The organism is Yoonia sp. 208BN28-4 (assembly GCF_037543925.1).
Classification (GTDB): domain Bacteria; phylum Pseudomonadota; class Alphaproteobacteria; order Rhodobacterales; family Rhodobacteraceae; genus Yoonia.
Window position 1 is genome coordinate 397,520 of the sequence record NZ_JBBIFY010000001.1, and the last position, 22,104, is coordinate 419,623.

General features: G+C 60.0%; 22 protein-coding genes. 15 read left to right on the plus strand and 7 right to left on the minus strand.

The window, feature by feature from the left end:
* Positions 1-18 precede the first annotated feature (18 nt).
* From bchL to hemA, 10 genes are read left to right on the plus strand one after another with little or no spacing between them, the layout of a single operon-like run.
* Positions 19-918: a ferredoxin:protochlorophyllide reductase (ATP-dependent) iron-sulfur ATP-binding protein gene (gene bchL / locus V8J84_RS01920; protein WP_339927908.1), complete on the plus strand. Its 900-nt coding sequence runs from the start codon at positions 19-21 to the stop codon at positions 916-918.
* Positions 918-1,589 (plus strand): magnesium protoporphyrin IX methyltransferase, encoded by a 672-nt coding sequence (gene bchM / locus V8J84_RS01925; RefSeq protein WP_339927909.1) that lies wholly within the window; start codon positions 918-920, stop codon positions 1,587-1,589. Before bchL ends, bchM begins: the two co-directional genes overlap by 1 nt.
* Positions 1,586-3,013, plus strand: coding sequence for a PucC family protein (locus V8J84_RS01930; protein ID WP_339927910.1), 1,428 nt, complete (start codon positions 1,586-1,588; stop codon positions 3,011-3,013). Before bchM ends, V8J84_RS01930 begins: the two co-directional genes overlap by 4 nt.
* A gap of 36 nt (positions 3,014-3,049) precedes the next feature.
* A complete protein-coding gene (gene puhA, locus V8J84_RS01935) occupies positions 3,050-3,823 on the plus strand; it encodes a photosynthetic reaction center subunit H (RefSeq protein WP_339927911.1) in 774 nt (257 codons plus the stop codon).
* Between the two features lie 58 nt (positions 3,824-3,881).
* Positions 3,882-4,517 (plus strand): photosynthetic complex putative assembly protein PuhB, encoded by a 636-nt coding sequence (puhB, locus tag V8J84_RS01940; protein WP_339927912.1) that lies wholly within the window; start codon positions 3,882-3,884, stop codon positions 4,515-4,517.
* A gap of 5 nt (positions 4,518-4,522) precedes the next feature.
* On the plus strand, positions 4,523-4,990 hold the full coding sequence (gene puhC / locus V8J84_RS01945; RefSeq protein WP_339927913.1) for a photosynthetic complex assembly protein PuhC: 468 nt from the start codon (positions 4,523-4,525) through the stop codon (positions 4,988-4,990).
* 28 nt (positions 4,991-5,018) lie between these two features.
* Complete coding sequence (locus V8J84_RS01950) at positions 5,019-5,315, plus strand: hypothetical protein (RefSeq protein WP_339927914.1); 297 nt, start codon at positions 5,019-5,021, stop codon at positions 5,313-5,315.
* Positions 5,312-6,439, plus strand: coding sequence for a magnesium-protoporphyrin IX monomethyl ester (oxidative) cyclase (gene acsF, locus V8J84_RS01955; protein WP_339927915.1), 1,128 nt, complete (start codon positions 5,312-5,314; stop codon positions 6,437-6,439). Before V8J84_RS01950 ends, acsF begins: the two co-directional genes overlap by 4 nt.
* Positions 6,439-7,236 carry a putative photosynthetic complex assembly protein PuhE gene (gene puhE / locus V8J84_RS01960; RefSeq protein WP_339927916.1) on the plus strand — a complete coding sequence of 266 codons (798 nt, stop codon included), beginning with the start codon at positions 6,439-6,441 and terminating at the stop codon, positions 7,234-7,236. The genes acsF and puhE overlap by 1 nt, the downstream gene beginning before the upstream one ends.
* Positions 7,226-8,440: a 5-aminolevulinate synthase gene (hemA, locus tag V8J84_RS01965; RefSeq protein ID WP_339927917.1), complete on the plus strand. Its 1,215-nt coding sequence runs from the start codon at positions 7,226-7,228 to the stop codon at positions 8,438-8,440. Before puhE ends, hemA begins: the two co-directional genes overlap by 11 nt.
* Before the next feature lie 54 nt (positions 8,441-8,494).
* Here hemA and hemC read toward each other — a convergent pair whose 3' ends face one another.
* Complete coding sequence (hemC, locus tag V8J84_RS01970) at positions 8,495-9,442, minus strand: hydroxymethylbilane synthase (protein WP_339927918.1); 948 nt, start codon at positions 9,440-9,442, stop codon at positions 8,495-8,497.
* Positions 9,443-9,578: 136 nt separating this feature from the next.
* Here hemC and hemE point away from each other — a divergent pair, with 136 nt between their 5' ends.
* Complete coding sequence (gene hemE, locus V8J84_RS01975; protein WP_339927919.1) at positions 9,579-10,613, plus strand: uroporphyrinogen decarboxylase; 1,035 nt, start codon at positions 9,579-9,581, stop codon at positions 10,611-10,613.
* On the opposite strand, the gene bchO is transcribed toward hemE, so the two are convergent.
* The 4 genes from bchO to crtA are packed head-to-tail and all read right to left on the minus strand — an operon-like array spanning position 10,610 to position 14,809.
* Positions 10,610-11,467 carry an alpha/beta fold hydrolase BchO gene (bchO, locus tag V8J84_RS01980; protein WP_339927920.1) on the minus strand — a complete coding sequence of 286 codons (858 nt, stop codon included), beginning with the start codon at positions 11,465-11,467 and terminating at the stop codon, positions 10,610-10,612. The genes hemE and bchO overlap by 4 nt on opposite strands.
* On the minus strand, positions 11,467-13,104 hold the full coding sequence (locus tag V8J84_RS01985) for a magnesium chelatase subunit D (protein ID WP_339927921.1): 1,638 nt from the start codon (positions 13,102-13,104) through the stop codon (positions 11,467-11,469). The genes bchO and V8J84_RS01985 overlap by 1 nt, the downstream gene beginning before the upstream one ends.
* Entirely contained in the window at positions 13,104-14,111 is a 1,008-nt protein-coding gene (gene bchI / locus V8J84_RS01990) for a magnesium chelatase ATPase subunit I (RefSeq protein ID WP_339927922.1), read from the minus strand. The genes V8J84_RS01985 and bchI overlap by 1 nt, the downstream gene beginning before the upstream one ends.
* Positions 14,108-14,809 carry a spheroidene monooxygenase gene (crtA, locus tag V8J84_RS01995; RefSeq protein WP_339929056.1) on the minus strand — a complete coding sequence of 234 codons (702 nt, stop codon included), beginning with the start codon at positions 14,807-14,809 and terminating at the stop codon, positions 14,108-14,110. Before crtA ends, bchI begins: the two co-directional genes overlap by 4 nt.
* 98 nt (positions 14,810-14,907) lie before the next feature.
* On the opposite strand from crtA, the gene V8J84_RS02000 reads away from it, so the two are divergent.
* Together V8J84_RS02000 and crtB are read left to right on the plus strand one after the other, a co-directional pair.
* Positions 14,908-16,458: a phytoene desaturase gene (locus tag V8J84_RS02000; RefSeq protein WP_339927923.1), complete on the plus strand. Its 1,551-nt coding sequence runs from the start codon at positions 14,908-14,910 to the stop codon at positions 16,456-16,458.
* Entirely contained in the window at positions 16,455-17,468 is a 1,014-nt protein-coding gene (crtB, locus tag V8J84_RS02005) for a 15-cis-phytoene synthase (RefSeq protein WP_339927924.1), read from the plus strand. Before V8J84_RS02000 ends, crtB begins: the two co-directional genes overlap by 4 nt.
* On the opposite strand, the gene crtC is transcribed toward crtB, so the two are convergent.
* Both crtC and crtD read right to left on the minus strand, forming a co-directional pair.
* The gene (gene crtC, locus V8J84_RS02010) at positions 17,469-18,305 is read right to left on the minus strand and encodes a carotenoid 1,2-hydratase (protein WP_339927925.1); all 837 of its coding nucleotides are present in this window, start codon (positions 18,303-18,305) and stop codon (positions 17,469-17,471) included. It abuts the gene before it with no gap.
* Between the two features lie 26 nt (positions 18,306-18,331).
* Positions 18,332-19,864 (minus strand): 1-hydroxycarotenoid 3,4-desaturase CrtD, encoded by a 1,533-nt coding sequence (gene crtD / locus V8J84_RS02015; protein WP_339927926.1) that lies wholly within the window; start codon positions 19,862-19,864, stop codon positions 18,332-18,334.
* Between the two features lie 126 nt (positions 19,865-19,990).
* Between crtD and V8J84_RS02020 the strand changes: the two genes are divergently transcribed.
* Both V8J84_RS02020 and V8J84_RS02025 read left to right on the plus strand, forming a co-directional pair.
* Positions 19,991-20,878: a polyprenyl synthetase family protein gene (locus V8J84_RS02020; RefSeq protein WP_339927927.1), complete on the plus strand. Its 888-nt coding sequence runs from the start codon at positions 19,991-19,993 to the stop codon at positions 20,876-20,878.
* Positions 20,878-22,005, plus strand: coding sequence for a methyltransferase (locus V8J84_RS02025; protein ID WP_339927928.1), 1,128 nt, complete (start codon positions 20,878-20,880; stop codon positions 22,003-22,005). The genes V8J84_RS02020 and V8J84_RS02025 overlap by 1 nt, the downstream gene beginning before the upstream one ends.
* Positions 22,006-22,104 lie beyond the last annotated feature (99 nt).

Here is a 22,104-nt window from a genome sequence, read left to right on the forward strand (position 1 = left end):
ATATAAAGGGAACGTCACATGAGCCCACTTGATAAAGGTGCCCCGCTGCTGCGCGGCCAGGACGGCGAGGGATCTGTTCAGGTCCATCAGGACGAAAGCGCCAAGATCGAAGGCGCGAAAGTGTTTTCCGTCTACGGCAAAGGCGGCATCGGCAAATCGACGACCTCGTCCAACCTGTCTGCGGCCTTCACAAAGCTGGGAAAGCGCGTCCTGCAAATCGGGTGCGACCCCAAGCACGACAGCACGTTCACGCTGACGGGTCAGTTGCAGCCGACTGTTATCGACATCCTCAAGTCCGTGGATTTCCACGCCGAGGAACTGCGCCCAGAGGATTTCGTGACCGAAGGCTACGGCGGTGTGAAATGTGTTGAGGCTGGTGGCCCGCCCGCTGGCACAGGCTGTGGCGGTTATGTGGTCGGCCAGACCGTGAAACTGCTCAAGCAGCACCATATGCTGGAAGATACCGACGTCGTGATTTTTGACGTGCTGGGTGATGTCGTCTGCGGTGGCTTTGCCGCCCCTTTGCAGCACGCCGACCGTGCGCTGATCGTGACTGCCAACGACTTTGACAGCATCTACGCGATGAACCGCATTATCGCCGCCGTGCAGGCCAAATCGGCCAACTACAAGGTACGTCTGGCGGGCTGTGTTGCCAACCGTTCTGTCGAGACGGACGAGGTGGACCGCTACTGCAAAACTGTCGGTTTCAACCGTATCGCGCATATGCCCGATCTGGATGCCATCCGCCGTAGCCGCCTTAAGAAAAAGACTCTGTTCGAGATGCCCGACGATGAGGAAATCGTGCAGGTCCGCAAGGAATACGTCCGCTTGGCCGAGACACTGTGGAACGGGACAGAGCCGCTGGCCCCCGCGCCACTGCCCGACCGTGAAATCTTTGAATTGCTAGGCTTCGACTAATGTCCACCTACGAATCCACCCGCAACCGCGTCGAGACTTACTTCGACCGCACAGCGACCCGCACATGGGAGCGTCTGACATCGGACGCGCCCGTGTCCGGTATCCGTGCGACGGTGCGGGCGGGGCGTGACCGGATGCGCGATCTGCTGATTGCGCAACTACCCGATGACCTGCGCGGCGCGCGGGTTCTGGATGCGGGTTGTGGCACGGGTGCGTTGGCGTTTGAACTGGCGTTAAGTGGTGCTGATGTGGTCGGCGTCGACGTGTCGCCGCAACTGATCGACATCGCGGAGAAGCGCCAGCCGGAGCATGTAGCAGGCAGCCTGACGTTTAAATCCGGTGATATGCTCGACCCTGCGTTGGGCGATTTCGACTACATCATCGGCATGGACAGCATGATCTATTACGATGCTGCCGACATCACCCGCATCCTTGGCGACATTGCCCCGCGTCTGCGCGAAAAGATGGTGTTTACCGTCGCACCGCGCACGCCGTTGCTGATGATGATGTGGCGTGCTGGCAAGCTGTTCCCGCGTTCTGACCGGTCCCCCACAATGGTCCCCCATAGCGCCACCCGTCTGGCCAAGGCGCTCCCCACCGGCACTCTGCGCAAGATCGAGCGGGTCAATTCCGGTTTCTACATCTCCGAAGCATTGGAGTATCGCCCATGATCCCCAAGCGCGCGGTCCAAGGTCTGACGATGAAGATGCTGCCGTTCTCTGACGCGGTGAGCGACCAGCTCCCATTGGGGCAACTGCTGCGTTTGTCGCTGTTCCAAGTGTCGGTCGGCATGGCATCCGTCATGCTGCTTGGCACGCTGAACCGCGTGATGATCGTGGAACTGGGCGTGCTGGCGTGGATCGTGGCGATCATGATCGCGATCCCTGTGCTGGTTGCTCCTTTCCGGGCGCTGCTGGGCTTCCGCTCTGACACATACCGCTCTGCCATTGGGTGGAAGCGTATTCCGTATCTCTGGTTTGGTTCCCTCTGGCAGTTTGGTGGTCTTGCCATCATGCCGATGGGCCTGCTGGTGCTGTCCGGCGATCAAGCGGTTGGCCCGACTTGGGCTGGTGAAGTGGGCGCGGCACTCGCGTTCCTCCTCACTGGCGTCGGGATGCACATGACCCAAACCGCTGGACTTGCGCTCGCCGCCGACCGCGCGACTGAAGAGACGCGGCCTCAAGTCGTCGCCCTTCTTTATGTCATGTTCCTGATCGGCATGGGTGTTTCTGCCGTGATCATTGGCACGCTGCTGCGCGACTTCAGTGCGCTGCGTCTGGTGCAGGTGGTGCAAGGTGCTGCTGTCGTCACAATCCTTCTCAATATCTTCGCGCTTTGGAAGCAAGAGCGGGTCGCCCCAATGACCAAAGAGCAGCGCGCCGCACCGCGTCCGCTGTTCCGCGATGCATGGAATGACCTGACAAGCGGCGGCGACGCTGGCCGTCTGCTGGTGGTCGTGTTCCTTGGCACGCTGGCGTTCAACATGCAGGACGTGCTGCTGGAGCCTTATGGCGGCGAGATCCTTGGCCTATCCGTTTCATCTACTACGCTCCTCACTGCAATGTGGGCCGCTGGTGCGCTGTTGGGTTTCGGCCTTGCCGCAAAGTGGCTCAAGGCATCAACCGAACCTTACCGGATGGCTGCACGCGGCATCCTGATCGGGCTGGCCGCGTTTTGCGCTGTCATCTTCGCGGGGCCACTGGCCAGCACAGGACTTTTCTTCGCAGGTGCCTTTGGCATCGGCTTGGGCGGGGGCCTGTTTGCCGTCGCGACACTAACGTCAGCAATGACACTTACGACCACGGGCACTGCGGGCAAGGGATTGGCCCTTGGTGCCTGGGGCGCGGCACAGGCCACTGCGGCTGGTGTTGCGATTTTCACTGGCGGTGCGCTGCGCGACATCGTCAACACGGCGGCCACGAACGGCCACTTGGGCGATGCGCTCAACACGGCGGCGACGGGTTATTCCGTCGTCTACCACATCGAAATAGCCATCCTTTTTGTCACACTTATCGCTTTGGGTCCGCTCTTTAAGGCCCGCCCCGTGGATCACGTCCAGCCGACGTCGATCGCTCTCACGGATTTCCCGACATGACACGCACACACACAAAATACGACGAAGGAGACCAAAATGGTTGGTAATGAATTTTTCGGAAACTTCGATCTGGCCAGCGCCGCGATCTGGATGTTCTGGATCTTTTTCGCGCTGCTGGTTTACTACCTGCAAACGGAAAACATGCGCGAAGGCTATCCGCTGGAAACAGACGACGGTGATCCCGCGCCAAACCAGGGTCCGTTCCCTGTGCCCAAGGACAAGACTTTCCACCTGCCGCATGGTCGTGGTGAGCTGACGGTGCCATCGGGCCAGCGCGGTGATCGTGATAATCTGGCCCTTGCGCGCACATCCGTTGCCGCCGGTTCACCCTATGTGCCCACTGGAAATCCGATGGTTGACGGTGTTGGTCCGGCTGCTTGGGCCCCGCGCGAGGATCACCCCGAACTGGATGCGCACGGTCACGCCAAGATCAAGCCTATGGCAAGCCTGCCGGACTTCAATGTGTCTGCCGGACGCGATCCGCGTGGCTTGGCCGTTGTTGCCGGTGACGGCGAGATTGTAGGCCGCGTGACGGACATGTGGGTCGACGTGCCAGAGCAGCTGGTGCGTTTCCTTGCCGTTGATCTGAACCCCGAAGGGTCGGGCAATACGTGCCTGATCCCCATGAACTTTGCCAAGATCGGCACCGACCGCGTGGTCGTGCGCTCGATCTACGGTGAACACTTTGCGGCTGTGCCAAAGATCAAGGGCACGGACGAGGTCACGCTTCTCGAAGAGGAAAAGATCATGGCCTACTTCGGTGGCGGCACGCTTTACGCCGACAAGAACCGGATCGATCCACTTATCTAAACCACGCAGGTCGGGCCCCTCGCCAGGGTCCGGCCGCACGATCAAAGGGACTAGGACAATGCATCACGACGATTTCAAATTCGAACCGGTTCGCGGCCTGCCAGAGGCATTGCCGGAGGATGAACATATCATCTGGCAAGGCGCACCCAACACGCTGCGCTTGGCCAAGGATGCCTACAAGCTGAACTGGATCATCGGCTATTTTGCATTGCTGGCGGTATGGCGCGTTGGTGTGTCATCGGCAGATTACCCGCTAACAGTTGCCATGGCCCACGGTGTGCCTTTCCTGATTGCGGGTGCGATTGTCACGCTGCTGCTGATTGGTCTTGCCGCGGTACAGGCGCGCAGCACAGTTTATACGCTCACCAACAAACGCGTCGCCATGCGTATCGGTGCGGCGCTGACGATGACGTTGAACCTGCCTTATGTCTGCATCGGTAATGCGAATGCGTCGGTCCGCAAATCGGGGATCGGCACCATCGCGTTTGAATTGATCGGGGATGACCGGATTTCGTATCTCATGACATGGCCCCATACACGGCCATGGCATTTTACCCGCACACAGCCCGCATTCCGCGCCATTCCTGACGCAGCACGGGTGGCAGCACTTTTTGCTGAAGCGGCAGAGACCCGCGTATCTACGCCGCAGGTGACACGCATGACCCAACCCACAGATGCAATGGCAGCGGAGTAGATGACATGAACAATTCCTCATCCCTTGCCAACCAGATGAAGCATCGCGACCGCGAGATGGTCCCACTGTTTCTGGTCCGCGCCATGTTCGGTCTGATGTTCGCAAGCGTGGCCCTCGTAACCTTTGCCAAGGTCACCGATCAGCCGCTGACAGGTGTGCGCGATACCAGTCCCGTCATCAAAGAGGTTGCGATTACGCTTGAGGGCAACCGCTCTGACGGTGTGAATATCATTGATCCGACAGGCACGATCATCGCCCATTCAAGCGATGACAAGGCCGGCTTTATCGACGTGATCTGGAATTCCGTCACCCGCGAACGGATCGTGCAGGACATCATCTCCAACGACCCGCTGCGCCTCGTGCGCCGCGAAAACGGGCATACCGCCATTATCGACCCCGCCACCGGCTGGTCCATCGAACTGATTGGATACGGTCAAGACAACGTAGCAGCCTTCGCCAGCCTGCTCGATTGAAACCAAGACGATAAAAGGGACAACCAACATGGGATTTTTTACCAGAACCAAAGAAACCGCGCCGTGCATCGTCACGATCTCGCACCGCTTTGAAGAGCTTTCGGCACATGTGAAATTCACCAATGGTGCCACCATCAATCCGGGCGATACCGTGCAAGTGCAGGGGCCCGAGATCATGGCCGCCTACGGTGAACTGGTCGAAGAAAGCCGCATGGCAACCATCACCCGCGCATCAGGCCTTGAACAGCTTTGGACCCGCGCCACGGGTGATTTCGAATTCATGGAACTGTGCGAGTTTTCTTTTTCCGATGAGGTGCTGTCATGAACAAGCCAACACACTCCGCTTTCGCCGATACCGCAGAGGAGGCGATTGCCGCACAAGACGCGCTGGATAACGCCACCATCACGTCCGAACAGGCGACCGAACTGGCGATGCAGAACACCCTGCTGACGCCACGATTCTACACCACCGATTTCGCCGAAATGGACGCGATTGACGTGACCCCTGTACGCAAAGACTGGGACGCCCTGATTGCGCAGATGAAGTCTGACCCCAACAAAGGTCACTTCAAGAAAACCGACGAATGGGAAGCAGACTGGGACGGTATGGACCCTGCGCTGAAGGCCGAGTTTATCGACTTCCTCGTGTCGTCCTGCACTGCCGAATTTTCAGGCTGCGTGCTTTACAAAGAGATGAAGCGTCGCGGTTCCAACGAAGATATCACAACCCTGTTTCAACTCATGGCTCGTGACGAAGCCCGCCATGCAGGCTTCATCAACGACGCCCTGCGCGAGGCTGGCATCCGCGTGAACCTTGGTTTTCTGACCCAGAAAAAGAAGTACACCTACTTCCGTCCAAAATTCATCTACTACGCCACATACCTGTCGGAAAAGATCGGCTACGCCCGCTACATCACAATCTTCCGCCACCTTGAAAAGCACCCGGAACATCGCTTCCACCCGATTTTCAAGTGGTTCCGCGAATGGTGCAATGACGAGTTTTCGCACGGTGAGGCATTCGCCCTGCTGATGAAAACCGACCCCAAGCTGACCTCGACCTTTACCAACAAGCTGTGGATCAAGTTCTTCCTTGTGGCGTTTAGCTCCACCATGTGGGTCCGTGATCATCAGCGCCCCTTGTTCCACGAGGCGCTGGGCGTTGATACGTCGTGGTACGGACAGGAAGTGTTCCGCAAAACCTTCGACATCTCCAAGCAGGTGTTCCCGTTGACGCTCGACATCGACCACCCGCGCTGGTTGCCCAACCTTGACCGGATGGAGCGTGCGTCGGTGCAGGTCGCCGAAGGTAAGGCAAAGGGCGGTATCGCCGGAACCGCGTCGCGCATCGCGGGCATGGCCAAAGCCGCCTACGCTTTTGCGGCGCTCTACACGATCCCGTCGATCCCGAATGAAACGCCTGAAAGCCCAGTGATGGAGCCTGCCTACTAATGCTCGCCGCCCCTTGGACAGCCGCGATGATCGCAATTTTCGCCTGGTGGTTCTTCACCGGAGCGATTTTGCTGATCGTGCGCAAGTCCGACAAAGGGGCGGCAGTCGCGCACGGGCGTTCCGTCTTTTTGACGATCCCGCTCATGGCGCTGGGTTTTGCTGGCTTGATGGTGTCGGGCGAGGCGACGGTGGCCAACATCTACATTGCGTTCCTGTCCGTCCTGCTGATCTGGGGTTGGATCGAACTGGCGTTCCTTGCGGGCGTTGTGACCGGCCCTGAAAAGCGCGCATGCCCGCCGGGTCTCTCTGGCACGGACCGCTTCGTTCGCGCCTTCCAGACGCTCGCCTACCACGAATACCTGCTGCTACTGGCTTTGCTGGCCATCGTCGCTATCACCGCAGGCACCGAAAACACCGTTGGCCTGTGGACCTATGTGATCCTGTTCACCGCCCGCATTTCCGCAAAGCTGAACCTCTTTTTCGGCGTTCCGCGGATAAATACCGAATTTGTGCCGCAGCCCTTGCAGCACCTCAAATCCTACTTCCGCCAAGGCAATATCTCGGCCGCATTCCCCGTCGGCGTGACGTTTCTGTCAATCACCGCCGCCTGCTTTGCCGAACGCCTGATCGCGGCGGAAACCTCCGCACAAATGGTGGGCTTTGCCCTGCTCACCGCCATGGCCGCCTTGGCCGCCCTTGAACACTGGCTGATGGTCATCCCATTGCCCGACGCAAAACTCTGGCGCTGGATGTTGCCCGCGCCAAACACGACCAAAGGAAAACCACATGAACTTTGACAACCTGTTCCAAGCCCAGCTTGATACGCTGAAATCCGAAGGCAACTACCGCTACTTTGCCGAGCTTGAGCGCCAGTGTGGTAAATTCCCTCGCGCCGCGAACCACCAAGATGGTGAAGTGCGCGACGTGACGGTGTGGTGTTCAAACGATTACCTTGGCATGGGCCAGAACCCCGTTGTGATGGACGCCATGTGTGAGGCGGTGCAGCGTACGGGTACGGGGGCGGGCGGCACACGCAATATCTCGGGCACGAACCACGACCACTTGCTGCTTGAGGCTGAACTGGCCGATTTGCACGGCAAAGAGGCGGCTTTGCTTTTCACCTCCGGCTACGTGTCCAACTGGGCGGCTCTCTCTACTTTGGGGTCACGCCTTGAAGGGTGTGTCATCCTGTCCGACAGCGGCAACCACGCCTCCATGATCGAAGGCATCCGCCATTCGCGCGCTGACAAAGTGATCTGGAACCACAACGACGTTGCCGATCTTGAGGCAAAACTGGCAGCCTTGCCTGCCAACACACCCAAGATCGTCGCATTCGAGTCGGTCTATTCCATGGACGGCGACATCGCCCCGATCCGCGAGATTGTCGAAGTGGCCGAAAAATACGGCGCGATGACCTATCTTGATGAAGTCCACGCGGTCGGCCTCTATGGTCCACGTGGTGGTGGCGTCGCCGAGCAAGAAGGGCTGATGGACCGCATCACCCTGATCGAAGGCACGCTTGGCAAAGCTTACGGCGTCGTCGGCGGCTACATCACAGGCTCAGCCGCTCTATGTGATTTCATTCGCAGCTTCGCCTCCGGCTTCATCTTCACAACCGCCCTGCCGCCCGCCGTAGCCGCCGCCGCGCGTGTGTCTATTGCGCACCTCAAGCAATCAGATAGCGAGCGGATGAAGCAGCGCGAACAGGTCGCCAAACTGCGCGCTGGCCTTGATGCCGCTGGCATTCCGCACATGCACAACCTCAGCCACATCGTGCCCGTGATGATTAAAGATCCGGTTAAGACCAAAATGCTGGCCGACTATTTGATGGATGAATGGGGCATCTACGTGCAGCCGATCAACTATCCGACCGTGCCAAAAGGGACCGAGCGTCTGCGTTTCACTCCGTCACCGCTTCACACGGATGAGGATATCGCACACCTGCTGGCCGCGCTGACCGCCCTTTGGAAGCAGTGCGCCATCGCCCACGCGGTTGCCTGATTTCATTTGATTGATCGATGCAAAAGGCGGGCGATTGGTCCGCCTTTTGTCATTTCACCCCCGCCAGTCGAAGAACCCTTCGCCTGCTTTTGCGAGCATCTTGGCTGCCATCTGCGCGCCTGCGTCTGGGCCGTCTGCAATCGCACATGTGGCGGTGTCGCTGATGGCGTCTGATCCGTCTGGGCGGAGGACTTCGCCGCGCAGGGTGAGGGTGGTGCCGTCCAGCACTGCCAGCCCCGCGATGGGTGTTTCGCATGATCCGTCGAGGGCTTTGAGGAAGGCGCGTTCGGCGGCGAGGCGTTGTCCGGTTTCCAGATCGTGGATCGCCTCGAGCATCTCGGCCACACGGGTGTCGTCCATGCGGCGCTCGATCCCGATGGCGCCTTGGGCCACGGCGGGCAGCATGTCGTCCTCACTGATCGCGGTGGCTGACACCTCGTCCATCTTCAATCGGTTCAGACCGGCCATCGCAAGGAACGTCGCCGCAGCCACGCCCTGGTCCAGCTTCATCAGCCGCGTTTGCAGGTTGCCGCGGAACTCCACCACCTCAAGATCGGGGCGCCGCAGCTTCAGCTGCGCCCGACGGCGCAAGGATGACGTGCCCACAACCGTGCCAGCCGGCAAGTCAGCCAGCGCGCCGTGCGTGGGCGAGATAAACGCATCGCGCACATCCTCGCGCGGCAAATAGGTATCCAGCAGCAGACCATCCGGTTGCAGCGTCGGCATGTCCTTCATCGAGTGGACCGCGATGTCGATCTCTCCCTTCAACATCGCATCTTCGATCTCGCGGGTGAATAAACCCTTACCGCCGATCTCTTTTAAGGGCCGGTCGATGATTTTGTCGCCCGTGGTCTTGATCACAACGATGGTGAAGGCCTCGAACGGCAGGTCAAACGCATGGGCCAGCCGCGACCGTGTCTCGTGCGCCTGCGCCAGCGCAAGGGGGGAGCCGCGCGTGCCGATCATCAGCGGTTTGGCAGGGGTGGGCAGATCAAGTGGCATGGGCGTTTCCTTACGTGTTACGCCATTCCTAAAGCCGTCAATCTGGCCTGACAACTGTTGTGTCCACATGGCCTGTCGGTGCAAGGTGGGGCAACTTCTCTCGCCCCTGTTAAGGCCTCTTTAGGACATCTCCCCTATGACTGCACAAAAGACCATTCTGCGCGCCCTTGCCGGTGAAACGCTGCCCACACCGCCCATCTGGATGATGCGGCAGGCAGGCCGGTATCTGCCCGAATACAAGGCCACCCGTGCACAGGCGGGTGACTTTCTGTCGTTGTGTTATAATCCTGATCTGGCGGCAGAGGTGACGTTGCAACCGATCCGGCGCTACGGGTTTGATGCGGCGATCCTGTTTGCGGATATTCTGCTGGTGCCACAGGCGCTGGGGGCTGACCTGTGGTTTGTGACGGGCGAGGGGCCGCGGCTGTCGACGATCACCAGCCAAGGCGACTTTGACAAACTCAAGCCGGCGGCTGCGATCCACGACCATCTGTCGCCGGTCTACGAGACGGTGAAAATCCTGAGCCGTGAGCTACCTGACGAGACCACGCTGATCGGCTTTGCCGGTGCGCCGTGGACGGTGGCGACCTATATGATCGCGGGGCAGGGCACGCCGGATCAAGGCCCAGCGCATGCGCTGAAGGCCGAGAACACCCCGCTGTTCGAAGCGGTGCTAGACAGGATCACGCAGGCCACGATCCACTATCTGAGCGCGCAGATTGATGCAGGCGCTGAAGTGGTGAAGCTTTTTGATAGCTGGGCCGGATCGCTAAAAGACGACGACTTCATCAACTACTCGATCAAGCCGATGGCGCAGATCACAGCCGCGCTGAAGGCCAAGCACCCCGACACGCCGATCATCGCCTTCCCGCGTGGCGCGGGTGAGCGTTACGCCGGCACCCACGCGGCCATCGGCGCGGACTGCATCGCCATTGACGACGGCGTGGATGCCGCATGGGCCGCCGCAAACGTGCAGACCGGCGGCTGCGTGCAAGGCAACCTGAAGTCCTCCCACATGGTCACCGGCGGCGACGATCTGATCGCGGAAACACGCCGCATCTGCCAAGCCCTCTCAAAAGGCCCCCACATCTTCAACCTCGGACACGGCATCACGCCAGACGCAGATCCAGATAACGTACAGCTCATGATCGAAACGGTCAGGGGAGGTTAGGACGCTTTCAGGAACGCAAGAAGCGGTTCCGCAACTGCAACTGCGTCTTCCTCGTGGGCGAGATGACCCAGATTGGGCAGCGAAACATGTGCCGCGTTTGGCACTCGTTTCGCGACCTTGGCAGACGTATCGGGCGGCACGGCGCGATCCTTGTCGCCGGTGATTAGCAAGGTCTGCGACGGGTGATGATCTAGTCGCGCGAGAATCGGATCAAGGTCCCATTGCGCCATCATTTTAAGCGTCGCGTTCACATGGGCTTTGTCGCTGACAAGCTGTTCATAGAACACCCGATCAGACGCTGGCAGGACCGAACCCGTGCCATCGATCAGACGTTCAACGGATTTCGGTCGCGCGGTGGAGGCGGTAAAAAATTCGGCGACGAAAGGCAAATTTGCTAGTGTCTTGGCCATAATCGGAAACAGGACGCCTGCCAGCCCTTTGAAATTCCCCAAGGCCGCGTTGATCCCGATTACCAGTGGTGCGGGGTGCAAATCTTCCGCCATGCGCAGGGCGATTGCGGCACCGGCCGAATGACCGATCAGCGCCTTTGGCGTCAAGCCTTCTTGCATCATAAGCGCGCGTAAATCCGTGCTCATCTCCTCAAGCCCGCAGCGGGATTGTGCGCCCAATTTGGTGAATCCCTGTCCGGGAAGGTCGATCATGACCACGCGAAAGTCGCGTGCAAGGATCGGTGCGAGATGCCGCCAGCTTTGCGTGGCGCCGCCTGCGCCGTGGATCAGCAACAGCAGAGGACCTTCGCCCATTTCCTGAACGTGCCATTTGTGGGGCTTACATAGGACAAAGCGGGAGGCATTGACGTGCGGCCAGTTGGCACCGTGGCGGGCCCAGTCCATCAGCTGTCCATCTGGGCGCTGATTGCCTGTGACAGGCCCGCTGCATCAGCACGTGGCATCACGACATATGCCGCATTCAGTGTCTGTGAAAGGGTTTTCAGGGCCTTTTCGGGTCGTTTGCCCGTATCGATGACCATCGCATCAAACTGAAGCGCGGCCAGTTGGCGGGCCGTGGATTGTGCATCGTCGGCGGCGGTTGCGCGATTGGCCGTGCCATCAAGTGCCACGTTGCTGCGCCCGTCTGTCAGCACGATAATCATCGGTGACAGGCCCTTGCGGCGCGCGGTTTGCGCCATTTCACCGGCTGCGATCAGCCCGCTGGCAAGGGGCGTGCCACCACCGCCGCGCAGGTCGGCCAAGCGCCGTTTGGTTTGCACCAATGACCGCGTGGGCGGCAGAAGAACCTCGGCACTGTCACCACGAAATGCGATGAGAGCGACGTGATCGCGGCGTGCATAAGCCTCGGCAAGCAAAAGCTCCACCGCGCCTTTGGCTTCGTTCAAGCGGGCAAGTGCGGCTGATCCGGATGCGTCGACTGCAAAAATCAGGAGGCGGTCGGATTTGTCCTCATACCGCTTAGTTTGCAGGTCGGCGGGCAGAATTATCGCACCGGTGCGATCGGGCATGTCGCGCTTGCGCAACGTCTGCCACGGGATCGCGGCCCGCAGCGTTGCCATCATGTCGATCCGGCCAGATGGATCGCGTCGCCCTTGTCGCGCGGGCAGGGGTCTGCCGCGCCGGTTGCCAATCTGTTTGTGGCCGGCCCCTGAACCGCTGCTCTTCACGGATGCCTTTTTTCCATCATTCTCCAGCAATCCAGCCGGCAGAGCGGCCTTCACAGCGTCAAGCAGGATATCGTCTGGAATTGCGGTCAATTCTTCCGGTTCACCCTGCGCGGGGTCCGAGGCGTCCGTATCTGCAGGTGGCGGTTCTGGTGTGTCATCGTCTTGCGGCACCTGCGTTGCACGTGGGGCGAGAACAAGTTCAGCGGCCAGGGCCACATCATCAGCAGTGACGATAGTCCGTCCATTCAAACTTGCCGCAGCCTTTGCGCAGCGCAACGCGAATCCGACCGCGCGGAGGCTTGTGATCCCGAGCCGGACCGCCAATGTGACCAACTGGTCTGTTACATGATCTAAGGCCTGTGCAGGCTTATGCGCGGACGGTGTCCAGATGATATCGGTCAGGTCCGATAAGGCCACGTCATCCAGATAAATGTGGAAGGCCAGCCTGTCGGCAAGGGCGGCTGGCACAGCCTCGTCTTCGGTCGCGCCTTCATCAAGTGCCACGATGACCGCATCAGCGTCGCGGTCCCTCAGGGCGGCAAGGGCGGTGGTGATAAAACTGTCACTTCTTTCCGCCATCGCAAGTGTGAAAACCGCGTCTTTAGTCTGCAATAGACCCTGCTTTTCGATAATCTGACCCCTGCGAAGGGTGGCCGTCAGATCGACAGAGGTGAGCAACTGGTCGGCAGTCATTTGCGGATGCAGGCGCACTTCGGTGCGTCCCAGATGCGACAGACCTTCCAAAAATGCGCTGCGGGCCGGGCCGACGCGGGCACGGACGACGCAGCCACCAAGGCCGGGATCAACCGCCAGCAGACGCAAGGCCGTTATCGCACGCTCCCACGGGGTCATCAGGCGTCAAGCACTTCCGACACGATCCGGTTTACGCGGGTGCCTGATCCTGCATCGTCAAGCGGATCGCGGCGCAACCGGTGACGCAGCGCAAGTGCAGCCACATCGCGCACATGGCTACGGGTCAGTGCTGTATCATCGCGGAAAGCGGCGTAGGCGCGGGCGGCCTTGAGCAGCGTCAGTTCCCCACGCAGACCATCCGACCCCAATTTGATGCAAAGCTCTGCAACATCGCGCAGTGTCTTATCAGGGGTTTTGAGCGATTTCAGGGCTGTTCGGGCATGTGTAATCCGATCACGCAGCGCCGCATCCTCGGCCTGCCAGCGCAGCATAAACGCCGCGTTGTCATTTTCGAACGCATCACGGCGCTTGATCACCTCGATCCGTTCGTCAATGTCTGTAGGGGATGCCACATCAACCGACAGACCGAACCGGTCTAGCAGTTGCGGGCGCAGTTCGCCCTCTTCGGGGTTGCCTGATCCGACCAGCACAAAGCGTGCGGCGTGGCGGATCGAAAGCCCCTCGCGTTCAATCACATTCTCACCTGATTGGGCGACGTCCAGCAGCAGATCAACGATGTGATCTTCCAGCAAGTTCACCTCGTCGATATAGAGATATCCGCGGTTGGCCTTGGCCAGCAAACCAGGTTGAAATGCCTTTTCGCCCTTGGTTAGAGCCTTCTCGATGTCCAAAGCACCTGTCACACGGTCCTCTGACGCGCCAAGCGGAAGGTCGACAACGGGCGTGGGTATCTCGTGAGTGACCTTGCTTTTCACCTTGGCCCAAGCAGGACAATCGGCGGGGCTGGCACTGTTCACGGGGCAGCCCTTCACCGCGGAAATTGGCGGCAGCAACGCGGCAAGCGCGCGCACGGCAGTTGATTTTCCCGTGCCCCGATCTCCGAACACCAGAACACCACCGATAGACGGGTCAATCGCGGTCAGGATCATCGCGCGTTTCATTTCATCCTGACCAACGATGGCAGAAAACGGGAATGGCTGTTTCATGGGCGGAGTCCGTTCAATGGTGATGTGCCGCCCCACGTGCCGCTATCGGACAACAGGGTGAAGCGGGCGTAAAGTTCTTCGCGAAACCAGCCTTCGTCGCGAACCGCGCGGATCGCGTCGGCATGGGCGCCGGTATGGGCGAAGTCTGACATGGATTTTGCGTCTGGCCAGATCGAAAATGTGATTTGCTGCATCAATGGCGCTTCGCCGATCCCGATCTTGAATAGGACGTGCGGGTCGCTGCCGATGCGGTCGGAAATGCGCGGCACGCGTTTCCAGAATTGCGCCATGATGGAGGGCTTTATCGTGGCGCGTGTCAGCACGCCCATTCCGGCTGTTTCGGCTGTGTTAGACACTGCAAACGGGGTCTGGCCGGACCATTTTCCGCGTGCGGTGTCAGTGGTCATAAACACGGTCCAGACCTCGGACGCTTTGGCGCGATACTTCTGATAGATCGGGGCGGTTTCTGTCCGCTCTTTTGCTATCTGAGCGTCGGGCCATGTTGCGAGAATTGCAATCGTGTCGATGTTGATGCGGGGTGTGAAACCCTCACCGCCGCCCGAGCCGCACAGCTTCCAAAATCCGATGTCGGGTGTGCGGGCAAGTGGACCACGCGCGGCCCCCATCATCCATAGCGCCCACGCACGGCTGAGTGCCGTGTCAAAGCGGAAAAACGTGAGGCTGACGACCTGTGACATGGGCGATGCAGATTCCTTCATCTGTAAACACAGGCTTACATATTTCGTTTCACAATAAAAGTTGTAAACTAAACTGGACAGTTATAGCCTGCGAGATAATGACGGATTCTACGAAAAATCAGGTTGATCGCCGCGCGATCGTAATCGGCGCGGGCCTTGGCGGGCTTTCAGCTGCCATGCGTTTGGGTGCCAAGGGCTATCATGTCACCGTGCTCGATAAGCTTGATCGTGCGGGAGGACGTGGGTCGTCCATCACGCAAGACGGTCACCGCTTTGATCTTGGTCCGACGATCGTGACTGTGCCGCAGGTCTTTGAACAGCTTTGGGCCGACTGTGGCCGCGACTTCCGCAAAGACGTGGATCTGCGCCCGCTTGATCCGTTTTACGAGGTCCGCTGGCCCGACGGCACATCGTTCAAAGCGTGCAGTGATGATGAGCGGATGTTTGAAGAGGTCCGCAAGATCAATCCCGCTGATCTGAAAGGCTACAAGAAGTTCCTGAAGGATAGCCACGCCCGATACGTCGTGGGTTTCGAAGGCATGGTCGCCAAGCCGATGCACCGCCTGTGGGAAACCATCAAGGTGCTGCCGAAGTTCGCGCAACTGCGTGCGGACCGTTCCATCTATGCGCACGCCGCCAGCCGTGTGAAGGACGAACGCCTGCGCATGGCGCTGTCCTTCCACCCGCTGTTTATTGGCGGCGATCCAACGCATGTAACGTCGATCTACGCGCTCGTCGGGCATCTCGAAAAAGAATACGGCGTCCACTACGCCATGGGCGGTGTGCAGGCGATTGCCGACGCGATGGCCAACGCCGTCCGCGCTCAAGGCGGCGTGATCCGGCACGAGGTTGAGGCTGACGAGATTCAGATCAAAAACGGTGCCGCAACGGGCGTGACGCTGACGAATGGCGAGGCGCTAACCGCCCCGCTTGTCATCAGCAACGCTGATGCGGGCCATACCTACGACCGCCTTCTGCGCAATCACACCAAGAAACGCTGGACCACCCGAAAGCTCAAGAAATCACGCTGGTCCATGGGTCTTTATGTTTGGTATTTCGGCACCAAAGGCACTGCTGATCAGTGGCCCGATCTGGGGCACCATACCATCATCAACGGCCCCCGTTTCACCGGTCTGCTGCGCGATATCTTCATGAAGGGCAAATTGTCCGACGACATGAGCCTCTATATCCACCGCCCTTCCATCACCGATCTCACCGCCGCCCCCGCAGGCGATGACACGTTCTACGTCCTGTCCCCCGTACCGCACATCGGCTGGGACAACGCGGTTGATTGGGAAAAGGAAGAGCCGATCTACCGTGAAAAAGTCGCGGCAGAGCTGGAAAAGGCGATGCCCGGATTCCGCGACAAGATCAGCACCGAACTGGTGTTCACACCGGAAACCTTCCGTGACCGTTATCTGTCGCCCAACGGCTCCGGCTTCTCGCTTGAGCCGCGCATTCTGCAAAGCGCATGGTTCCGGCCGCACAACGTGAGCGAAGAGGCGCGCGGCCTGTTCCTCGTCGGTGCAGGCACCCATCCCGGCGCGGGCCTGCCCGGTGTGGTCAGCAGTGCCGAGGTGCTGGCAAAACTTGTCCCCGATCTTCCGGTTGAGACAATGGAGAACACCCCAAGGATGGCGGCCGAATGATTGCTCCCTCTGACTTGGCACATTGCCGCGAGGCGATCCGTACGGGATCACTGTCGTTCCATGCCGCCTCCAAACTTCTGCCTGCCAAAGTCCGCGATCCGGCTTTGGCGCTTTATGCCTTCTGCCGCCTTGCGGACGACGAGGTAGACGAGGGCAACGAGAAGGGCCGCGCCGTTCTCGACCTGCAAGAACGTCTTGATCTCGCCTACGCAGGGACACCCCGTAACGCGCCCGAAGACCGCGCGTTTGCCGCGATCATTGAAGAATTCGACATGCCCCGCGCCTTGCCCGAAGCCTTGCTTGAAGGGCTCGCTTGGGACGCGGTGGAACGTCGATATGACACCCTATCAGGCGTGCGCGATTACTCCGCCCGCGTTGCCAGTGCGGTGGGCGCGATGATGTGTGTGTTGATGCGCGTGCGCGACGCCGACGCGTTGGCGCGTGCCTGTGATCTGGGCGTTGCAATGCAGCTGACCAACATCGCCCGCGACGTGGGCGAGGACGCCCGCGCTGGCCGGATTTATCTGCCGTTGGAATGGATGGATGATGCTGGTCTGACGGTTGACGATTTCTTTGCCGATCCGCAAGCCGACCCGCAGGTGCGTCGCATGGTGCGCCGCCTTTTGGCCGAGGCCCAGCGGTTGTATATCCGCTCCGAGGCGGGCATTGGCGTACTTCCCCGCGAGGCTCGCGTGGGTATCTTCGCCGCCCGCTATATCTACGCGGCCATCGGCACGTCTGTCCGCCGCAACGCCCATGACAGTATCACGCAGCGCGCCCGCACGACCAAGGCAACAAAGCTCGCGCTGATCGGCAAATCCACCGTCCGTGCCGCTGGCACGCTGGTCTTGCCAAAGTCACCTGTGATCTACGCGCAGCCCTTGGATGAGGTTCGCTTTCTTGTCGATGCCGCAGCGCATCCCGAGAACGGCAACCGCCCCCGTGCAGCTGCCCTGCTCGACGTTTTGGCGCAGCTGCAACAGGGTGACAGCGGCATCGCTGCCGAATAGTTAGCCCCAGTTTTTCCGTCGCGGCACACGGCAGGCCAGCATCGGTTTGAGCACCGGATTGGCGTAGCGATTCAGATCAAGCGCCTCATGCACACCCTGCACGACCTCGCCATTGATCTGCGTTTCCACGACAGAGCGGGAATAAAACGGCGCATCCAGCATCGGTTTGATTTGCCGAGGCGTAAACCCGTCATCCGCCCGCGTCTCGCGCCGCAGCGCCCAAAGCGTCCGTTTAAACGGCTTGGCCGCAGGCGCATCAATCATCTTGGCACGCCCTTGGCTATCAAACCCGATCGCCGCATCCAAATTGGTCCCGTCCCGTCGCGCCGCATCGTAGAAACAAGCCGCTCCGTCACGCGTTGGAAAGCGGCCCCATGTCCAATAGCTGAAGTCCTGCTCCAAAGGTCGTGTGCCAAAGTTGCTGTCGAAATATCCGTGGCCTTCAAACTGCCAGCCGGGTGCCTCCAGATCGACGGAAATCCGGCTGGTCGGTGCAAAAGGCCGCCACACATGCGCGCCGTCCTGCGTCAACGGCAGTTCCACGCGTGTCACAGCTTCAGGCACCACCGTAATTGTGCCACGCATCCGCGAAATCAGTGGCGGTGACGACACTTCGTTGATTGAAATCTCAAGCCTGTCACCCAGCCAACGCATCGCACTTGGCCCTACTTCCAAGGCATCGGCAGAGCGCCGCAATGCACCCTCACCACGGTCGGTCATCGCGAACCGCCCGCCTTTGCCGTAAGTCGCCACATTGATGCAGCAGTTGTTCGCTGGGTTGCCGCGCCCTGACCAGTGATACCATGGCGAAAAAACCGATCCGATGAAACCGATCACCGAAACTGCGCGGGTGCCGCAATCGCTTACGCCGTCGACATACCACCACGCATAACCCCCAGCGGGAACGTCGAGGTTGAAGAAAGGTCGCTCAATATCGCCGCGGCCGCGTGCTGTGCGGAGAGCGTCGCCATCGGCACCCCCGCCCCCGGATGCGCCCCGCCGCCAACCAGATAGAGACCCTTCACTTCTGTCCGCGCCGTCGGACGTTTGAACGCCGCCATCAGCCCGTGCGGGGATCGCCCGTAAAGGGATCCGTTCGATGCCGGAAACAGCTGGTCGAACATCGCGGGCGTCGTCATGTGTTTCGCCGTCGGTATGGGTGAGAACGTCAGCCCCATCCGGCGCAATCTCTCGCTGATCAAGCTCTGACATCTCTCGTTCTCCTTAGGGTCGGGCATTGTACCATCGGGGGCAGGGGCCGCATTCATGATAATCTCGAACCGCTCTGGTCCGTTAGGCACACGCCCGCCAAAGCGGTCTTGGGCGCAGATATAAAGCGTGGGATCGGTCTGCATGTTGCCGTTGGCTAGCGGCAGATATTCCTGCGCGGGATCGTCGGCGAATAGCACGTTATGCCCCGCGAGCGGCAACCCGTCCGGCACAGCGGCGAAGCTGGCAACACAAGCCGAAAGACTACGCGGCTCGGTCGCGGTTTTCGGAACAGCTGTCTCACCTAAAGGCCCTAGTCGTCCCTGCACCAAGGCACGCGGGTCACCGTTGAAAAGGACCAGATCGGTGTCGAACACCGCATCAGCAGCGCGCACCTTATTCACGCGCCCGTCCTGCATCTCGATCCGCTGCACATCCGCGCCGTAGTAGAACTTAGCCCCGAACTTACTTGCCAGAGATTCAATCGCGACCGCCAGCGCATGCATCCCTCCCTCTACGTGCCAGACGCCCTGCGCCTCGGCTGCCGAAACCAGGTTCAGGATCGCAGGTGATTGCGCGGGCAGGCCGCCGACATAGGTGGCGTAGCGGGCAAAAAGCTGGGCAAGACGCGGCTCTTTGAACCGTTTATTCAGAGCGCCGAACATACTGCGATGCGGTGCCATGCGCGGGATCAGCGCGGGGTTTTGCAGCACCCGCCGCGTGAGATCGGCCTGTGACGGGGCCGCGCTGCGCATCATCGGTGTATCAAAGGCGTCAAACAGCATCTGCGCGTCGGCGGTAAAATTGGTGAACGCGCGTGCAGCGTCGTTCCCGAATATATGGCGGACGCTGGCAACGTTTGCCTCGGTATCCGCTGTCAGGTCAAACCGCGTGCCATCGCGCCAAAAGTGCCGCGCCAAAATGTGTTCTGGCAGCATGGTGACATGATCAACCAGCCGCTCTCCCACATCCGCAAACAGCGAATCAAACACAGACTTCATCGTCAAAACAGTAGGGCCTGCGTCCACCGGCCCCGCGTTTGTGGGCAGGGTCCGCATTTTTCCGCCAGGGGTGGCGTGCCGCTCTAGCACAGTGACGCGCAAGCCAGCGTGGGCAAGGCGCAACGCTGCCGCCAGCCCGCCGATGCCCGCGCCGATGATCGTCACTTTTTGCTGCGTTTCACCCATGTCCTCGCCTGCGCACGCGGCCCGTCAGAGTTGACAAGACCAATTCAATGTGTCCAGTTTAGTTTACACATAGCATGTCAGCAAGAAATTACATTTCGCGCGGACCAAGCGACCGAGGGTTTGAATATGGGTTTTTCAAAACGGATCGACCAAGCAATCGCGGCTGCGATCCGGTCAGGGCAAGCTGCCCCGTCACCCGGCAAACTGGCCTCGGCGCTGCACTACACAGTCAATCCCGGCGGTGCGCGGATCAGGCCCACAATCCTGATGAGCGTGGCAAGTGCGTGTGGCGATGACAAACCCGCCTTGGCCGATGCCGCCGCAACCGCGTTGGAACTGATCCACTGCGCATCGCTGGTCCATGATGATCTGCCGTGCTTTGATGATGCCGACACGCGCCGTGGCAAACCAGCCGTGCATCGCGCCTTTGGTGAACCGCTGGCTGTGCTGACGGGTGACAGCCTGATTATCATGGCGTTCGAGGTGCTGGCAAAGGCTGCCACTATCGACCCCGCGCGCGCGGCCCAGATGATGATCGTCCTCGCCAATCGGTCCGGCATGCCCAATGGCATTTGTGCGGGCCAAGGTTGGGAGTCAGAAGACACGATTGACCTGTCTGCCTATCACCGTGCCAAAACCGGCGCGTTGTTCATTGCCGCGACCCAGATGGGTGCGCTTGCAGCCGGTCAGGAAGCAGAGCCTTGGGAAGAATTGGGCGCGCGCATTGGTGAGGCGTTCCAAGTGGCCGACGATCTGCGCGACGCGCTTTATGATGAAGATGTGCTGGGCAAACCGGTTGGGCAGGACGATCTGCACGGGCGGCCTAACGCGGTCAACGAATTGGGCGTTGAGGGTGCGATCAACCGCATGCGCGATATCCTGAGCGGCGCGATTGCATCGATCCCCAAATGCCCGGGCGAGGCGATGCTGGCCGCAATGGTCAACGCACAGGCCGAGGCGCTGACGCCGTTGAAATGGCGCGCTGCACAAGCCAACCGCGTTCCTGGTGAATAATGGCCGATATTTCGGCACCCCCAGTCACTGAACCCCGTCGCAGTTTACGCGGCTGGTCGTCCCGTCTGATTGCCTCGCGCGGGTTTCAGCGCTGGGCGGCGGCCTTTCCCCTGACACGCGGGATCGTGCGCCGAGAGGGCGAAGCCCTCTTTGATCTGCTCGCAGGCTTTTGCCACAGCCAGATCTTGATGGCGCTGGTGCAATTCGACATCCCCGCGATGCTATTGGACCGTCCGATGACTACAGACGATCTGGCCCGCAAAACCCGCGTCCCGCGCGAACGGATGACTGTGCTGATGCGGGCGGCTGCATCCCTTAATCTGGTCAAACGTAAGTCGGGTGACCGCTACGCCCTCACGCGGCGCGGCGCGGCGTTGGTCGGTGTGCCGGGCTTGGCGCAGATGATCAAACATCACGATGTGCTTTACCGCGATCTGGCTGATCCGGTTGCTTTCTTTCGGGGTGAGGGCGACACCGAATTGGCCAATTTCTGGCCCTACGTCTTTGGTGGCGCGATGGACCCGACCGTGGCCGCGACATATTCGGACCTGATGGCGCAAAGTCAGGTGCTCGTAGCCGAAGACACCCTGCGCGCCGTGTCGTTCAAGGGGATAACAAACCTGATGGATGTCGGCGGCGGCTCTGGTGCGTTTTTGCATGCCGTTGGGCAAGCGCATCCTGACATCGCGCTTACCCTTTTCGACCTGCCCGAGGTGGCCCCTTCAGCGCAAAGCCGCTTCGCGCAATCGGGGCAATCGGACAGGCTGACGATCAATACCGGATCGTTCAAGACCGATCCCGTGCCGCAGGGCGCTGATGCGATCAGTTTGATTCGGGTGCTGTATGATCACAGCGATGAAACGATCACGCAGCTGCTTGCGAAATGCTACGCCGCGCTACCCGATGGTGGACGGCTCATTATCTCGGAGCCGATGCTGGGCGGTGAAACGCCCCAACGCGCCGGTGACGCCTATTTCGCACTTTATACGATGGCGATGCAGACCGGAAAAACACGGTCCGCCGCTGAAATCGCGGGCCTTTGTCGTGCTGCGGGCTTTGACAAAATCGTCACGCCCCAGCCCGCGCGGCCTTTCGTGACAAGCTGCCTGACCGCCGCAAAAACCTGACACCTCAATCTGTCAATATAAGTTGACAGCTGTATGTGTCAGATTTAGCTTACATATATGAGATTGGTTGATCTGGATCATTGACCGATTCTTGAACGT

Excerpts from the sequence above, each read along its gene's own strand:
- bchL (WP_339927908.1), top strand. The coding sequence starts at position 19 with ATGAGCCCACTTGATAAAGGTGCCCCGCTGCTGCGCGGCCAGGACGGC.
- bchM (WP_339927909.1), top strand. The coding sequence starts at position 918 with ATGTCCACCTACGAATCCACCCGCAACCGCGTCGAGACTTACTTCGAC.
- V8J84_RS01930 (WP_339927910.1), top strand. The coding sequence starts at position 1,586 with ATGATCCCCAAGCGCGCGGTCCAAGGTCTGACGATGAAGATGCTGCCG.
- puhA (WP_339927911.1), top strand. The coding sequence starts at position 3,050 with ATGGTTGGTAATGAATTTTTCGGAAACTTCGATCTGGCCAGCGCCGCG.
- puhB (WP_339927912.1), top strand. The coding sequence starts at position 3,882 with ATGCATCACGACGATTTCAAATTCGAACCGGTTCGCGGCCTGCCAGAG.
- puhC (WP_339927913.1), top strand. The coding sequence starts at position 4,523 with ATGAACAATTCCTCATCCCTTGCCAACCAGATGAAGCATCGCGACCGC.
- V8J84_RS01950 (WP_339927914.1), top strand. The coding sequence starts at position 5,019 with ATGGGATTTTTTACCAGAACCAAAGAAACCGCGCCGTGCATCGTCACG.
- acsF (WP_339927915.1), top strand. The coding sequence starts at position 5,312 with ATGAACAAGCCAACACACTCCGCTTTCGCCGATACCGCAGAGGAGGCG.
- puhE (WP_339927916.1), top strand. The coding sequence starts at position 6,439 with ATGCTCGCCGCCCCTTGGACAGCCGCGATGATCGCAATTTTCGCCTGG.
- hemA (WP_339927917.1), top strand. The coding sequence starts at position 7,226 with ATGAACTTTGACAACCTGTTCCAAGCCCAGCTTGATACGCTGAAATCC.
- hemC (WP_339927918.1), bottom strand. The coding sequence starts at position 9,442 with ATGCCACTTGATCTGCCCACCCCTGCCAAACCGCTGATGATCGGCACG.
- hemE (WP_339927919.1), top strand. The coding sequence starts at position 9,579 with ATGACTGCACAAAAGACCATTCTGCGCGCCCTTGCCGGTGAAACGCTG.
- bchO (WP_339927920.1), bottom strand. The coding sequence starts at position 11,467 with ATGGACTGGGCCCGCCACGGTGCCAACTGGCCGCACGTCAATGCCTCC.
- V8J84_RS01985 (WP_339927921.1), bottom strand. The coding sequence starts at position 13,104 with ATGACCCCGTGGGAGCGTGCGATAACGGCCTTGCGTCTGCTGGCGGTT.
- bchI (WP_339927922.1), bottom strand. The coding sequence starts at position 14,111 with ATGAAACAGCCATTCCCGTTTTCTGCCATCGTTGGTCAGGATGAAATG.
- crtA (WP_339929056.1), bottom strand. The coding sequence starts at position 14,809 with ATGTCACAGGTCGTCAGCCTCACGTTTTTCCGCTTTGACACGGCACTC.
- V8J84_RS02000 (WP_339927923.1), top strand. The coding sequence starts at position 14,908 with ATGACGGATTCTACGAAAAATCAGGTTGATCGCCGCGCGATCGTAATC.
- crtB (WP_339927924.1), top strand. The coding sequence starts at position 16,455 with ATGATTGCTCCCTCTGACTTGGCACATTGCCGCGAGGCGATCCGTACG.
- crtD (WP_339927926.1), bottom strand. The coding sequence starts at position 19,864 with ATGGGTGAAACGCAGCAAAAAGTGACGATCATCGGCGCGGGCATCGGC.
- V8J84_RS02020 (WP_339927927.1), top strand. The coding sequence starts at position 19,991 with ATGGGTTTTTCAAAACGGATCGACCAAGCAATCGCGGCTGCGATCCGG.
- V8J84_RS02025 (WP_339927928.1), top strand. The coding sequence starts at position 20,878 with ATGGCCGATATTTCGGCACCCCCAGTCACTGAACCCCGTCGCAGTTTA.